Source organism: Streptomyces racemochromogenes, from assembly GCF_039535215.1.
Classification (GTDB): domain Bacteria; phylum Actinomycetota; class Actinomycetes; order Streptomycetales; family Streptomycetaceae; genus Streptomyces; species Streptomyces racemochromogenes.
Genome location: NZ_BAAAWT010000001.1, coordinates 214668 through 229048 on the forward strand (window position 1 = coordinate 214668; position 14381 = coordinate 229048).

The 14381-nt window shown below is 75.9% G+C and carries 10 protein-coding genes and 1 pseudogene; 8 read left to right on the plus strand and 3 right to left on the minus strand.

The window, feature by feature from the left end; translation table 11 throughout:
- Positions 1-252 precede the first annotated feature (252 nt).
- Positions 253-639, plus strand: a pseudogene (locus ABD973_RS01140) (phosphatase PAP2 family protein); the annotation flags it as partial.
- Positions 640-723: 84 nt separating this feature from the next.
- Here ABD973_RS01140 and ABD973_RS01145 read toward each other — a convergent pair.
- The 3 genes from ABD973_RS01145 to helR form a co-directional block, all read right to left on the minus strand.
- Positions 724-1419 carry a response regulator transcription factor gene (locus ABD973_RS01145; protein ID WP_125823607.1) on the minus strand — a complete coding sequence of 232 codons (696 nt, stop codon included), beginning with the start codon at positions 1417-1419 and terminating at the stop codon, positions 724-726.
- Positions 1416-2903: a sensor histidine kinase gene (locus tag ABD973_RS01150; protein WP_345497751.1), complete on the minus strand. Its 1488-nt coding sequence runs from the start codon at positions 2901-2903 to the stop codon at positions 1416-1418. Before ABD973_RS01150 ends, ABD973_RS01145 begins: the two co-directional genes overlap by 4 nt.
- 129 nt (positions 2904-3032) lie before the next feature.
- Complete coding sequence (helR, locus tag ABD973_RS01155; protein ID WP_345497753.1) at positions 3033-5210, minus strand: RNA polymerase recycling motor ATPase HelR; 2178 nt, start codon at positions 5208-5210, stop codon at positions 3033-3035.
- A gap of 352 nt (positions 5211-5562) precedes the next feature.
- Here helR and ABD973_RS01160 point away from each other — a divergent pair, with 352 nt between their 5' ends.
- The 7 genes from ABD973_RS01160 to galK all read left to right on the plus strand — a co-directional run bounded on the left by ABD973_RS01160 (position 5563) and on the right by galK (position 14359).
- Positions 5563-5973 carry a hypothetical protein gene (locus ABD973_RS01160; protein ID WP_125823605.1) on the plus strand — a complete coding sequence of 137 codons (411 nt, stop codon included), beginning with the start codon at positions 5563-5565 and terminating at the stop codon, positions 5971-5973.
- Positions 5967-6374: a ribosomal maturation YjgA family protein gene (locus ABD973_RS01165; RefSeq protein ID WP_241253491.1), complete on the plus strand. Its 408-nt coding sequence runs from the start codon at positions 5967-5969 to the stop codon at positions 6372-6374. The genes ABD973_RS01160 and ABD973_RS01165 overlap by 7 nt, the downstream gene beginning before the upstream one ends.
- Before the next feature lie 129 nt (positions 6375-6503).
- Complete coding sequence (locus ABD973_RS01170) at positions 6504-8348, plus strand: VanW family protein (RefSeq protein ID WP_241253490.1); 1845 nt, start codon at positions 6504-6506, stop codon at positions 8346-8348.
- Between the two features lie 126 nt (positions 8349-8474).
- A complete protein-coding gene (locus tag ABD973_RS01175; protein ID WP_345497757.1) occupies positions 8475-11147 on the plus strand; it encodes a SpoIIE family protein phosphatase in 2673 nt (890 codons plus the stop codon).
- A 112-nt stretch (positions 11148-11259) separates the two neighbouring features.
- Positions 11260-11850, plus strand: a complete 591-nt coding sequence (locus tag ABD973_RS01180) for a M15 family metallopeptidase (protein ID WP_345497759.1) — start codon at positions 11260-11262, stop codon at positions 11848-11850.
- Positions 11851-12188: 338 nt separating this feature from the next.
- Positions 12189-13217 (plus strand): galactose-1-phosphate uridylyltransferase, encoded by a 1029-nt coding sequence (gene galT / locus ABD973_RS01185; protein ID WP_125823603.1) that lies wholly within the window; start codon positions 12189-12191, stop codon positions 13215-13217.
- Positions 13214-14359, plus strand: a complete 1146-nt coding sequence (gene galK / locus ABD973_RS01190; protein WP_125823602.1) for a galactokinase — start codon at positions 13214-13216, stop codon at positions 14357-14359. The genes galT and galK overlap by 4 nt, the downstream gene beginning before the upstream one ends.
- Positions 14360-14381: the final 22 nt, after the last annotated feature.

Consider the following 14381-nt stretch of genomic DNA (forward strand, 5'->3'; position numbering starts at 1 on the left):
CCTTCGGCCGGGGTGCGCGGGTAGTTCCGTCCCTACGGTCGGGGCATGGATTCGATCATGAGATGGGGCCGGGGGTGCCGCCCTCTGCTCGCGGTCGTCCCGGCCGGTGCGGGAGCGGCGGCCGTGGCGTGGCTGGCCCCCGGCGAAGCGGTGGGAACGAACGCGCCGGTGCGCGTCACCGGGGGCTGGTCGGCCGCCGGATACCGGGCGTTGACCGGGAGCGTGGCCGACGGCCCGCCGTGGGCGGGGGCCATGGCGGGGCCGGCCGGTGACGGCACGCTGCTGCTGCTCGGACTGCTGCTGCTCTGGGCGGCCTGGGGCGCCCTGCGCCGCCGGGACGCCCGGGGCCTGGCCGGAGCCGCGGCGGCCGCCGCCGGGACCGTCCTCGCCTACGCGGCCAGTGAGGCCGTCAAGCTCCTCGTCGCCGAGGAGCGTCCCTGCCGCGCCCTGACCGGGGTCCGGGCGCGGGCGGTGTGTCCCGAGCCGGGTGACTGGTCCTTCCCCAGCAACCACGCGACCCTGGCGGTCGCGCTGGCCGTGGGGGTGGTCCTCGTACGGCCCCGGCTCGCCGCCCTGGCGCTGCCGGTGGGCGCGGCGGCCGCCCTGCTGCGGGTGGCTGCCGGGGTGCACTACCCGCACGACGTGCTGGCGGGGGCGGCGCTCGGCGCGGCGGCCGTGGCGGCCGTACGGCTCCTCGTCCAGCCGTACGCCGTACGCCGGGTGTCAGCGCTGCTCGGCCTCCGGGCGGCCGGACGGCACCGGGACCACGCCGGCCTCGTGCGCGACCACCGCCGCCGCGGCCCGGTTGTCGACGCCGAGGCGCGCGAGGATCGAGCTGACGTGGGCCTTCACCGTGCCCTCGGCGAGCCCCAGGCGGCGCGCGACCTGGCCGTTGGAGAAACCGCTGCCGAGGTAGCCGAGCACTTCCCGCTCGCGGCCGGTCAGGGCGTCGACCCTGGCCCGCGCCGCGGACCGGCGGGCGGCGCCGGCTCCCGCGCCGCCCGCCGCCAGGTGGGCGACGACCCGGGCCGCGACCTTCGGTGACAGGTAGGCGGCGCCTTCTGCGACGGCCCGGACGCCGGCGATCAGCTCCTCCGGTTCCCCGGACTTGATCAGGAATCCGGCGGCGCCCTCTCCCAGGGCCCGCAGGATGTACTCGTCCTCGCCGAAGGTCGTCAGCATCACGACTCCCGTCCCGGGCACGGTCCTGCGTATCTCTGCGGCGGCTTCCAGACCGCCGGTACCGGGCATCCGGATGTCGAGGACCGCCACGTGCGGGCGGTGCAGCCGGACCAGTTCCACCGCACGCCGGCCGTCGGCGGCCTCCGCGACCACGGTGATGCCCGGGTCGGTGGCGAGGACCGCGCGGACGCCCGCGCGGACCATGGGCTCGTCGTCGGCGATCAGGATCCGGATCATCGGACGTCCTTCCCGGTGTAGGTGTCGGTGGAGACCAGGCGCCCGGCCCGGAAGCAGAGGCGGTAGAGGTCCCCCGAGCGGTCGTCGAACGGGTCGGCGGTCTGTACGTAGAACTCGCAGACCGCGTCAGGCGGTTCGGGCGTGGGAGCCGCGGGGCGGCGGGTCGTCTGGCGTTCGGGCAGGTACCGCGCCACCTCCGCGCGGGGCAGACCCGGGTACAGGCGGGCGTGGTCGGCGGGCGCGAGGACCGACTGCCGGGCGGTGACGGTGTCCCAGGCGCGCACCCCGCCGATCAGCAGGGCGCAGGTGCACAGCGGTACGAGCACGCCCGCGGCGGCGGTACGGCCCAGCCGGCGACGGGCCGTCCGGTGCTCGGGTGGCAGTGCTCCGGCGGGCCGGGCGGGTGGTGGGGGCGGCAGGGTGCCCGGGCGGTGCGGGAGCGCGGCGCGTACGGCGAAGCCGTCGCCCTCGGGGCCGCAGGTGAAGGTGCCGCCCGCCAGCCGGACGCGTTCGTCCAGGCCGATGAGGCCGAAGCCGTGCCCGTCCCCGGCCGCCGGGGCCCCGGAAGCGAACGGTGCGGGCCGGGGGGTCCGGGCGGGCCGGTCCCGGGGGCCTTCGGGAGCACCGGGCACCGGGTGGTCGGTCACGGTGACCTCGGTCCGGTCCCCGGTGTGGCGGACGAGGACGGTCGCGCGGTGCCCGGGGGCGTGCTTGGCGACGTTCGTCAGGGCCTCCTGGACGACCCGGAGTACGGCCCGTCCGACGGCGGGGGGCGGCGCACCGCCGCCGTCCGTCCCGGTGTCGTCCGGTACGCCCTCCACGCGCAGCCTGGCGTCCAGCCCCGCGGCGGCGGCCCGGTCCACCAGGGCCTCGACCTCCGCCGGCCCGGCGGCCGGCCCGGTCCCCTGCGCCGGCTCCGACGGCTCGCGCAGGACCCCGATCACCTCCCCGAGGCGGTCCACGGCGGCGCCCGCCCTGGCCCGGATGTCCTGGGCGGCGGCCCGGTGTTCGTCCGGCAGCCCGGGGGCCAGCTTCAGCGCCCCCGCCGACAGGGCGATGAGGCTGAGGTCGTGGCCGAGGAGGTCGTGCATGTCCTGCGCGATGCGCGTCCGTTCGCGCAGCCGGGCCTGTTCGGCCACCAGCCGCTGTTCCCGCTCCAGCCGTGCGGCCCGCTCCCACCCCGCCCGTACGAGTTCGCGGTACTGGCGCAGGAAACGGCCCGCGAACCAGGGCAGCATCGCCGCCACGAGGAGCAGCCCGACGAACCGGCTCGCCCACCCCAGCCAGGCCGGCACGAGGAGTACGCAGACCACCGCGGCGGCGAGGACCGCGGCCAGGGCCGCCGCCGTGCTCCGGGCACGGCCCGGCTGCCGGCCGGCGAGGAAGGCGCAGACCGCCGCAGGCAGTCCCCACCACAGGGTGGACACGCCCGTGCCGACACCGGCCACCGCCCCGGCGAACAGGGCGGCGGACAGCACCGGCACGGGTATCGGTATCGGTATCCGAACCCGGGTCCGTCCCGGTGCCGGCTCCGCCCGGCCGTTCAAGATCGTTCTTCTCACGGACGTGACCCTACGCAACCGGGCCGGTCCCGCGGCACCGCCGAAAGTCCACTACCGCTGGCCGGCTCCGGTGAGGACCACCAGGCGCTGGGTCGCCCGGGTCATCGCGACGTAGCGGTCGACGGCGCCCGCCACGCCCGTGCCGAACTCCTGCGGGTCGACGAGGACGACCAGGTCGAACTCCAGCCCCTTCGACAGCCGCGGGGTCAGCGACCGGACGCGGGGCGTCGCGCGGAACGTGGGGTCGCCGATGACGCAGGCGATCCCTTCCGGGTGCGCGCGGAGCCAGGCGTCGAGGACCTCGTCCCGTTCGGCGGCGGACCCGTGGACGACGGGGATGCCGCTGCTGCGGACGGACGCCGGCACGTTGGCGTCCGGGAGGGCGGCCCGGATGACCGGCTCGGCCTCGGCCATGACCTCCTGCGGGGTGCGGTAGTTGACGCTCAGCGAGGCCATGGTGATCCGGTCGAGCCCGATCCGTTCGAGCCGTTCGCGCCAGGACTCCGGGAACCCGTCCCTGGCCTGGGCCCGGTCGCCGACGATGGTGAAGCTGCGGGAGGGGCAGCGCCGCAGCAGCATCTGCCATTCGGCGTCGGTCAGTTCCTGGGCCTCGTCCACGACGACGTGCGCGAACGGGCCCGCGAGCAGGTCCCGGTCGGCGGAGGGCAGCGCCGTCTCGTCGATCAGGCTGTCCTGGAGGTCCCTGCCGCGCAGCATCGTCACCGCGCCCTCGCCGTCGGCGTCGGCCGCGACCACGCTGTCGATGACGTCGGCCATGCGCCGGCGTTCGGCGGCGACGGAGGCCTCGCGCCGGCGCTCGCGCAGCGAGGCCCCCGAGTCGCCGAGCCGGTGCCGGGCCGCGTCCAGCAGCGGCAGGTCGGCGACCGTCCAGCGTCCGGCGTCCTCGCGCTGGAGCCGGGCGACCTCCTCGCGGCTGAGCAGGGGCGCGCACCTGCGCAGGTAGGCGGGGACCGTCCACAGGTCGGCGACGAGGTCGGTGGCCTCGAGCACGGGCCACGCGCGGTCGAGGGCGGTGACCAGCTCCCGGTTCTGCCGCAGCGACCTGTTCAGCAGCTCGGGCGAGAGGTCGTCCTCGTCCCCGTCGCCCTCGTCGAGGTGCTTGTCCAGCAGGATCTCGACCAGTTCCGCCCAGATCTGCTCGCGGGCCTCGTTGTGCGGGGTACCGGGTTCGACGGCCGCGAACGCGGCGGCCCAGTCGTCGGGGGTCAGCCGGACGTCGGCCCAGTGCGTGCTGACCGTCATCCCCTTCGACGGCGGCTCCTCGTAGAGCCCGACGGCCGCGTCGATCGCCTCCACCAGGGCCGCGGAGGACTTCAGCCGGGCCACCTCCGGGTCGCCCTCGGGCTCCGCCGTGGCGCCCTCGGCGACGAGGTCGCGGAGGGTACAGGTCTGTACGCCCTCCTCGCCGAGGCTGGGCAGGACGTCGGCGACGTACGACAGGTAGGGGCGGTGCGGTCCTACGAAGAGCACGCCGCCCCGGCGGTGGCCCAGGCGGGGGTCCGCGTAGAGGAGGTGGGCGGTGCGGTGCAGGGCGACGACGGTCTTGCCGGTGCCCGGGCCGCCGTCGACGACGAGGGCGCCGCGGGATCCCGCCCGGATGACGGCGTCCTGGTCCGCCTGGATGGTGCCGAGGACGTCCCGCATCCGGGACGACCGGTTGCCCGCGAGGCTCGCGATGAAGGCCGACTGGTCGTCGAGCGCGGCGTGCCCCGCCAGGGCGTCGACGGTGAACACCTCGTCCCAGTAGTCGCCGATCCGGCCGCTGTTCCAGCGGTACCTGCGGCGGCTCGCCAGACCCATCGGGTTGGCGTGGGTGGCCGCGAAGAAGGGTTCGGCGGCCGGCGAGCGCCAGTCGACGAGCAGCCGGCGGCCCGTGCTGTCGGTCAGGCCGAACCGGCCGACGTACAGGGGCTCGGGGTCGTCGGCGAGGACGACGCGGCCGAGGCACAGGTCCAGCCCGAAACGGCGCAGCAGGCGCAGGCGGGCGGTCAGCCGGTGGATCTCCGCGTCCCGGTCCATGGCCTCCCGGCCGGCGCCCCCGGGTGCCCTGCGCGCGGCGTCGAGCCGTTCGCGGACCTCGGCGGTCGTCTGCGCGAGGGCGTCCCCGATGGCGGCGAAGTGCCGTTCGTCGCCGGCGACGAGCTCGGGGGCGGCCTTGGCGCGGAGGTGGCCGGGAAGGTCGAACACGCTGGTGGTCAGCGGGGGCACTGGTGCGGCTCCGATCCGGGGTCGTTCGCGACCCGTGTGTTGCGGCGGTTTTGGCTCAGGCCGGTGATTCTGCGGGAGGACGGGGGCCTTGCCGCAAGCCCCCTGGTGCGTTATAACTTGAGAGTGGCAAGGAGTGGGTTCACCTCCTTGCCTTTATTGTTTCCGCCGCTCCCGTGTGGATGACCCGCCTCCACGACGCGACCCGGCCTGCGCGATCCCCCGACGCCCCGCCCGTTCCCGGAACTCCCCCCGAACCGCCCCGCACCGCTCCCCCCGTACGCGCCCCCGGATAATGGCAGCGCCGCGCGGCGACCCGCGCCGCCGCGCACCGACCCGGGGAGACGAAGGTTCCATGACGCTGAAGGAAGGCCGGCGGGTGACGCTGGCGGCCGACATCGGGCTCGCCGACGCGCTGGCCGCGGCGGACGGCTGCGGCGCCCCGCCCGTGCCGGTGGCCGGGTTCCTCGCGCTGGCGGCGGGCACGGCGGGGACGGTCGAGCGGGTGGACCGGGTGGAGCGGCGGGAGAGCCACGGCGTCCGCGAGTACGCGCGCCTCAGGTCGCTCTTCGACTCCTTCGGGCACGCCATGCCGCAGGCCAGCAGGCGGCAGCTGGAGGAGCAGCTCGCGGCCCTGGAGCCGGAGTGGACCGCGCACCAGGAGCTGGGGCCCGGCGTGACGGTCCGGGTGCGCTTCGACAACGGGTTCGTCCTGGACGGGACGCCCGCGGACCTGTTCGCCGACGCGGGCGGGGACCCGTGCTGATCCGGGGCCGCCCGGCCGCCGCGGGTGCCGCGGTGGCGGTGGTGCTGGCGGGGCTGGGCCTGCGGGCGGTGGCCGGCGGGAGCGTGGCGAAGTACGGCGGTGACGCGCTGTACGCCGTCCTGGTGCTGGCCCTGGTCGTGCTGGTGGCGCCCCGGCTGGCGGCGGCGCGGGCCGCGGCCGCCGCGCTGGCCGTCAGCTGGGCGGTGGAGTTCCTCCAGCTCACGGGGGTGCCGGCGGATCTCTCCCGGCGCAGCACCGTGGCCCGGCTGGTACTGGGGTCCACCTTCGACGCGCCCGATCTGCTCTGGTACGCCGTGGGCGCGGCGGCGGGCGGGCTCGTCCTGTGGGCCGTGCGGGCGCGCCGCTCACGCAGCACGGTGAGGCCTTTGCCCGTTTTGTGAGAACGGTTACCTTCTCACCCGAACGGCGCTCTTCCGGGTTCATGATGGGTGACCGGAACTGTCGTCTACGCGCCCCCCTGCCACGGCCCTGGTGCCGTCGGCGGCCGGTCGGCGCCACTAGGGAGAACCGTGCGACCTGCGGGAAGCTGGACGGGGAAGAACTGGCGGATCGCGCTGCCGGTGGCGGGAGGGGCCCTCGTGCTCGGCCTCGGCGGCCTCTACGCGGCCGGGCTCGCCGTGGGCGACGACGTCGCCGACGGCACCCGGGTCCGGGGCGTCGAGATCGGCGGCATGAGCCGTGCGGCGGCGCAGAGCACGCTGCTCCGGGAGCTCGGTCCGCGGGCCGGTGCCCCCATCCCGGCGGGCATCGGGGACCGCGTCGAGCAGGTCGCCCCCGCGTCCGTCGGCCTGTCCCTGGACGCCGCCGCGACCGCCGAGCGCGCTTCCCGCGCGGGCTACGGGCCGGTCGAGGTCATCGGCAGGCTCTTCGCCTCCGGCGACCCGGACCTGGAGCCCGTGATCCGTACCGACGAGCGGGCCGCCCGCGCCGGCGTCGACCGGCTGGTGGCGGACACCGCCCAGGAGGTCCGCGACGGGTCCGTCGCCTTCGAAGCCGGCAAGCCCCGGGTCGTGCCCGCGCGGACCGGGGTCACCCTGGTCGGGGACCAGGCCCTCGGCACCCTCCGGGACGCCTACCTCCGCCCGGCCGGCGCCCCCGTCGCCCTGCCCGTCACCCGCACCGAACCGCGCGTGGGCGCGGAGGAGACCGGGCGGGCCCTGCGCGAGTTCGCCCAGCCCGCCGTGTCCGGGCCGGTCACCCTCAGCGTCGCCGGTGCGCGGATACCCGTGAGCCCCGCGGTCCTGGGCGAGCACCTGGAGATGAACCCCGACGCGGGCGGCCGCCTGGTGCCCGCCCTCGACTCCGACGCCCTGCTCGCCGACCCCGCCGTGGCGGGCCCCCTCGCCGAGGCCGCCGGCCGGCCGCGCGACGCCGCTCTCGACGTGGACGCGGCCGGACGCGTGGTGGTCGCGCGGAGCAGCAGTGCGGGGCAGGAGGTCACCGGGGAGGCCCTCGGCCGGGCCGTGCTGCCCGCGCTGACCCGCTCGGGCGCCGGCCGGAGCGCCGAGGTGGCCACCAAGGCCGTCGAGCCGGAGCTCACCGACGCGGAGGTGCGGAGCCTGGGGATCAAGGAGCAGATGTCCTCCTTCACCGTGCAGTTCCCGGCCGCCCCGTACCGGACCACCAACATCGGGCGTGCCGTGGAGCTGATCAACGGCTCCGTGGTCATGCCGGGCGAGGAGTGGAGCTTCAACCGCACGGTCGGCGAGCGCACCAAGGAGAACGGCTTCGTCGACGGGATCATGATCAACGACGGCCGGTACGTGAAGTCGCCCGGCGGCGGCGTCTCCGCGGTCGCCACCACCATGTACAACGCCATGTTCTTCGCGGGCCTCAAGCCCCTGGAGCACGGCGCGCACTCCTTCTACATCGAGCGCTACCCCGAGGGCCGGGAGGCCACCGTCGCCTGGGGCAGCCTCGACCTGCGCTGGCTCAACGACTCCGGGCACCCGGTGTACGTGAAGGCCAGTTCGACGGACACCTCGCTGACGATCTCCCTGCTCGGCACGAAGAAGTACGACGAGATCCGCGCGACCAAGGGCCCCCGCACCCATGTCGTGCCGCCCGCCAAGATCAACGCCGCCGGGCCGAAGTGCGAGGTGCAGACGCCCCTGGAGGGCTTCGACGTGACCGTGGGCCGGGTGTTCGTCACCAACGGCCAGGAGGTCAGGCGCGAGGAGTACAAGACGCACTACACCCCGCGCGACGAGGTCACCTGCGAGCCGGCGACCGCGCCCGGCACGGCGCCCGGCGGCACGACGCCCGGCGGCACGCCCACGCCGGGCACCACGACGGCGGGCGTCCCTTCGGCCGCTCAGCCGGCCGCCCAGGCCGCCGCCGCACAGGGCCGGTAGGGGGGAAAGAGCCCTCGCCCGAGGTGACCGGCGGCGCGCGCGGCGCGCTCCGCCGGGCGCCGGAGGGGCCCCAGGTGCTACAACTGGGGACGTGACCCTTCCTCGCCAGCCGGACCGGGCAACTCGGTGCGGCCACCCCTGAGCAAGGGATTCAAGAGCGTCGCCGGACAGGTGTTCGTCCTGCAGGTGGCGATCGTGGTGTTGCTCGCCGCCGGTGCCCTCCTGGCGCTGCTCCTGCAGTCCCGCCACGACGTCGACCGTGAGGCGCGCAACCGGTCGGTCGCCGTCGCGGAGACCTTCGCGCACTCCCCGGACCTCCAGGAGGCGCTGCGGACACCGGACCCGTCCGCCACCCTGCAGCCCCTGGCCGAGGTCACCCGCAAGGCCGCCGGGGTCGACTTCATCGTGGCCATGGACACCCACGGGATCCGCTACAGCCATCCCCAGCCCGACCGCATCGGCAAGCGTTTCGTGGGGAACATCGAGCCCTCCCTCGCCGGCCGGGTCCACACCGAGAGCGTGCAGGGCCCCCTCGGCAAGGAGATCCAGGCGGTGGTGCCCGTCACCGCGCCCGACGGACGGGTCGTCGGGCTGGTGTCCGCGGGCCTGACCGTGGAGAACGTCAGCGGCGCCTTCGACCGCCAGCTCCCGGTGATCCTGCTGGCCATGGCCATCGGCCTGACCTTGGCCACCGCCGGAACCGCCCTGACCAGCCGCCGCCTGCGCCGGCAGACGCACGGGCTGGGCCCCCAGGAGATGACCCGGATGTACGAGCACCACGACGCGGTGCTCCACTCCGTCCGCGAGGGGGTGGTGATCACGGACGGGGACGGGCGGCTGGTCCTGGCGAACGACGAGGCCAAGAGGCTGCTGGGGCTGCCCGAGGAGGCCGAGGGCCGCCGCATCGACGAGGTGCCGGGCCTGGACAGCCGGATGGCCGACCTGCTGCGCTCGGGCCGGGTGGCCACGGACGAGGTGCTGGAGACCGGCGACCGGATGCTCGTCGTCAACCAGCGGCCCACCCATCCGCGCGGCCGGCCGGAGGGCGCGGCCGTCACCATCCGCGACTCCACCGACATGCAGGTCCTCACCGGCCGCGCCGAGGCCGCCCGCAAGCGGCTGCGGCTGCTGTACGACGCCACCGGCGACATCGGCACCACCCTGGACGTGGAGCGGACCGCCCAGGAGCTCGCCGACGTCGCCGTCCCCCGGTTCGCGGACTACGTCACCGTCGACCTGGCCGGCCCGGTGCTGGACGGCGAGGAGCCCGGCCCGGACTCCGACATGCGGCGCACCGCCGTCAGCGGCATCAGCCGGGACCATCCGCTGTACCCGCTCGGGCGGGTGATCGAGTTCAAGCCCACCACCCCGCAGGCGCGCGGCTACGACACGGGGAAGACGGAGCTGGTGCCCGACCTGGCCGACGCTCCGGGCTGGCACGTGCAGGACCCCCGCCGGGCCGAGGCCATCGTCGAGTACGGGATCCACTCGCTGATCGCGGCGCCGCTCAAGGCCAGGGGCGTGGTCCTCGGCGTGGTCAACTTCTGGCGGGCCAGCAAGCCCGAGCCGTTCGACGAGGACGACGTGTCGCTCGCGGAGGAGCTCGTCGCCCGGGCCGCCGTGGCCATGGACAACGCCCGCCGCTACACCCGTGAGCACACCCTGGCCGTCACCCTCCAGCGCAGCCTGCTGCCGCGCGGCCTGCCCGAGCAGAGCGCCGTGGACGCGGCGCACTGCTACCTGCCCGCGCAGTCGGGGGTGGGCGGGGACTGGTTCGACGTGATCCCGCTGCCGGGCGGCCGGGTCGCCCTGGTCGTCGGGGACGTGGTCGGGCACGGGCTGCACGCGGCCGCGACGATGGGGCGGCTGCGCACGGCGGTGCACAACTTCACCTCCCTCGACCTGCCGCCGGACGAGCTCCTGGCCCGGCTCGACGACCTGGTGCAGCGCATCGACGAGGACGACACCGACGGGGCCGGCGGGATGCTGGGCGCCACCTGCCTGTACGCCGTGTACGACCCGGTGTCCCGGACCTGCACCCTGTCCCGGGCCGGGCACCTGCCGCCGCTGGTGGTCGCCCCGGACGGCAGCACGGAGATCGTCGACCTGCCGGCCGGGCCCCCGCTCGGGCTGGGCGGCATGCCGTTCGAGACGACCGAGCTGCGCCTGGCGGAGGGCAGTCAGCTGGTGCTGTACACGGACGGGCTGGTGGAGCAGCGGACCCGGGACATCGAGGAGGGGCTGGAGATGCTGCGGGAGGCGCTGAGCCACCCGGACCGGGACCCGCAGGAGAGCTGTCTCGCGGTCCTCGACGCCATGCTGCCGGCCCGGCCGACCGACGACGTGGCCCTGCTCATCGCCCGGACCCGGACGCTGGGGCCCGACCGGGTCGCGCAGTGGGACGTGCCGCCGAGGGCCAGCGGGGTCGGCGTCGTGCGGAACCTGGCGTCCGCCAAGCTGGAGGAGTGGGGGATGGATGAGCTCGCGTTCACCACGGAGCTCATCCTCAGCGAGCTGATCACCAACGCCCTGCGGCACGGGGTGCCCCCGGTACGGGTCCGGCTGCTCCACGACCACGCCCTGACCTGCGAGGTGTGGGACGGCAGCAGCACCGCCCCGCACCTGCGGTACGCGGCCACCACGGACGAGGGCGGGCGCGGGCTGTTCCTCGTGGCGCAGCTCAGCGAGCACTGGGGCACCCGGTACACCCCGGACGGCAAGGTCATCTGGTCGGAGCAGGCCCTCCAGGGCCCCACGAACGGCGTACCCCTGGACGTCTTCGGGGACCTCGAACCGTAGCGTGGGCGGGGTGCGTCCCCCGCGCCCCGTCTGCGCATCCCTGACCGCGGTCGCCGTGCTGTGCGCGAGCGCGGCGCCCGGTTGCGCGCCCTCCGGGCGGGAGCGGTCCCGAGTGCCGGTGCCGGCCGCGACGGCGGCGCTCGTGGCGCAGGTGTCGGGCGTGCCGGCGGGGAAGCTGGGGGCGAGCATGCGGGCCGGCTGCCCGGTGCCGGCGGAGCGGCTGCGGCTGATCCGGATGAACCACTGGGGCTTCGACGGGAAGGTCCACCGGGGCGAGCTGGTCGTCCACCAGGACGCGGTGCAGCCGCTGCTGTACGTCTTCGGCCGGGCACTGGAGGCCCGTTTCCCGATCCGGCGGATGCGCGTGGCGGCCGACTACGGCGGCGACGACCTCGCGGCGATGGCCGACGACAACACCTCGGCCTTCAACTGCCGGCCGGTGACCGGGGACTCCGGGAGGCTGTCGCGGCACTCGTGGGGGCTGGCCGTGGACGTCAACCCGGTCGAGAACCCGTACGTCGACCGGGGCGGGACGGTGCACCCGCCGGCGGGCCGGGCCTACCTGCGGCGGAACCGGGCCCGCCCCGGGATGATCACCGAGGACGGCGTGCCGGCCAGGGCGTTCCGCCGCGTCGGCTGGCACTGGGGCGGCGAGTGGTGGTCGAGCCCGGACTACCAGCACTTCTCGGCCGACGGCGGATAGCCGACCGGGGCCGCTCCGGCCCACGGCGTCACGCCGTCACGCCGTCACGGGGCCCGGCCCCGACCGCCCACGGGTGAAGCCCGGCCGGGAACCCTCCCTCGCCCGCCCCGCCGCCGGAAGACCGGGCTCGACGGGTCCGCGCGGCGCGCCGGGGGCACCCGGCCCCGGAGGCGCGGGCCGGGGTGTTCCCGTTCTCGCACGGGTGATCCACGGACGGCCGTATGATCGGGTCCACGCCGGCCCCGTCCGGGGAGGGGCCGCACGCCCCGGTCGTCCTCCGCGGCGGCCGGCTCCCTGACCGCCCCGCGAACCACGGCCACCGAGGCGAGGACGCGCACGTGCACAGGACCGTCACCGAACTCGCGGACGGCCGCGAGCTCATCTACTACGACAGCTCCCCCGGCAGGGACCGCGGCGCCAAGGACCTCCGGCCGCTCGACCCGGTCGTGAGCGCCCCCGAGCTGCGCCGGGATCCGGCGACCGGGGACTGGGTCACCGTCGCCGCCCACCGGCAGTCCCGCACCTACCGTCCGGCCGCCGACGCCTGCCCGCTGTGTCCGTCCCGGGAGGGACTGCTGAGCGAGATCCCGGCCGCCGACTACGAGGTGGCCGTCTTCGAGAACCGTTTCCCCTCCCTGTCCGGCGCGGCCGGCCGGTGCGAGGTGGTGTGCTTCACCCCGGACCACGACTGCGGGTTCGCCGCACTCACCCCCGCGCGGGCCCGGCTGGTGCTGGACGCCTGGACCGACCGGACCGCCGAACTGTCGGCCCGTCCCGGCACCCGCCAGGTGTACTGCTTCGAGAACCGGGGCGCCGAGATCGGCGTCACCCTCCCGCACCCGCACGGGCAGATCTACGCCTTCTCCACGCCCACTCCGCGCACCGTCAAGCACCTCGCCGCGGCGGCCGCCCACCGCGCCGCCACCGGGCGGAACCTCTTCGAGGACCTGCTCGCCGAGGCCCGCGCGGCCACGGAGCGGGTGGTGCTCGCCGGGGAGCACTGGACGGCGTTCGTCCCGTACGCCGCCCGCTGGCCGTACGAGGTGCACCTGTACCCGCACCGCCGGGTGGCCGACCTGACCTGCCTCGACGAGGCCGAGCGGGCCGAGTTCCCCGGCCTGTACCTGGACCTGCTGCGCCGCTTCGACCGCCTCTTCGGGCTGGCCGAGCCCACCCCGTACGTCTCGGCCTGGCACCAGGCCCCGACGGCCGACGGCGGTGAACTCGCCCTCCACCTGGAGCTGTTCACCGTCCGGCGGGCCGCCGACAAGCTGAAGTACCTGGCCGGGACGGAGTCCGGCATGGACGCGTTCATGAACGACGTGGCTCCGGAGACGGCGGCCCGGCGACTGCGGGAGGCACGGTGACGGCGCGGGTGCGCGAGGAGTTCGAGCGGATCCACGGCCGCCCGCCGGAGGGGGTCTGGGCCGCACCGGGCCGGGTCAACCTGATCGGCGAGCACACCGACTACAACGACGGCTTCGCCCTGCCCATGGCCCTGCCGCGGACCACCCTGCTCGCCGCCCGCCGGCGCGGCGACGGCCTGCTGCGGGTGCACAGCGCCCAGGGCGACGGCCGGGTCGCCGAGTTCGCGGTGGCCGAGCTCGCCCCCGGCGCGGCCGACGGCTGGGCCCGGTATCCCGCCGGGGTGGTCTGGGCGCTGCGCGAGCGGGGCCTGCCCGTCGGCGGGGCCGACCTGCACGTGGACAGCACGGTGCCCACGGGTGCCGGACTGTCCTCGTCCGCGGCCCTGGAGTGCGCGGTGGCCGTCGCCTACGACGAGCTGTACGGGCTGCGGCTGGAGCGGCCTGAGCTGGCACGGGTGGCGCAGTACGCGGAGAACGCCTTCGCCGGCGTGCCGTGCGGGGTCATGGACCAGATGGCCTCGCTGTGCTGTGCCGAGGGCAGCGCCCTGCACCTGGACAGCCGGGGTCCGTCGGTCCGGCAGGTCCCCTTCGACCTCACCGGGCACGGGCTGTCGCTGCTGGTGCTGGACACCCGGGTCAAGCACGACCTCGCCGACGGGGCGTACGCCGCCCTGCGGGCGGGGTGCGAGCGGGCCGCGCGGCTGCTGGGCCTGCCCGCCCTGCGGGACCTCGACGAGCGGGGGCTGGCGGGCGCGCTGGCCGGGCTGCCCGGCGAACTCGTCCCGCTGGTGCGGCACGTGGTCACCGAGAACGCCCGGGTCGGCCGGGCCGTGGACCGCCTGACGGCCGGCCGGCCGGAGGCCCTGGGCCCGCTGCTGACCGCCGGGCACGCCTCCCTCCGCGACGACTACCGGGTCTCCTGCCCGGAGACCGACCTCGCGGTGGACGCCGCCGTCGCGGCGGGTGCGCTGGGGGCGCGGATGACCGGCGGCGGGTTCGGCGGTTCCGTGATCGCCCTGGTCCCGGCCGGGCGGGCGGAGTCCGTGGGCCGGGCCGTGTCGGACGCCTTCGCGGCGGCCGGGTTTCTCCGCCCGGCGGTGCTGGACGCCGTGCCGTCGGCGGGGGCCCGCCGGATCGCCTGAGCGGCCGGTCCCCCGCCGCCTC

Coding starts and splice junctions, on each gene's coding strand:
- ABD973_RS01160 (WP_125823605.1), top strand. CDS start 5,563: ATGACGCTGAAGGAAGGCCGGCGGGTGACGCTGGCGGCCGACATCGGG.
- ABD973_RS01145 (WP_125823607.1), bottom strand. CDS start 1,419: ATGATCCGGATCCTGATCGCCGACGACGAGCCCATGGTCCGCGCGGGC.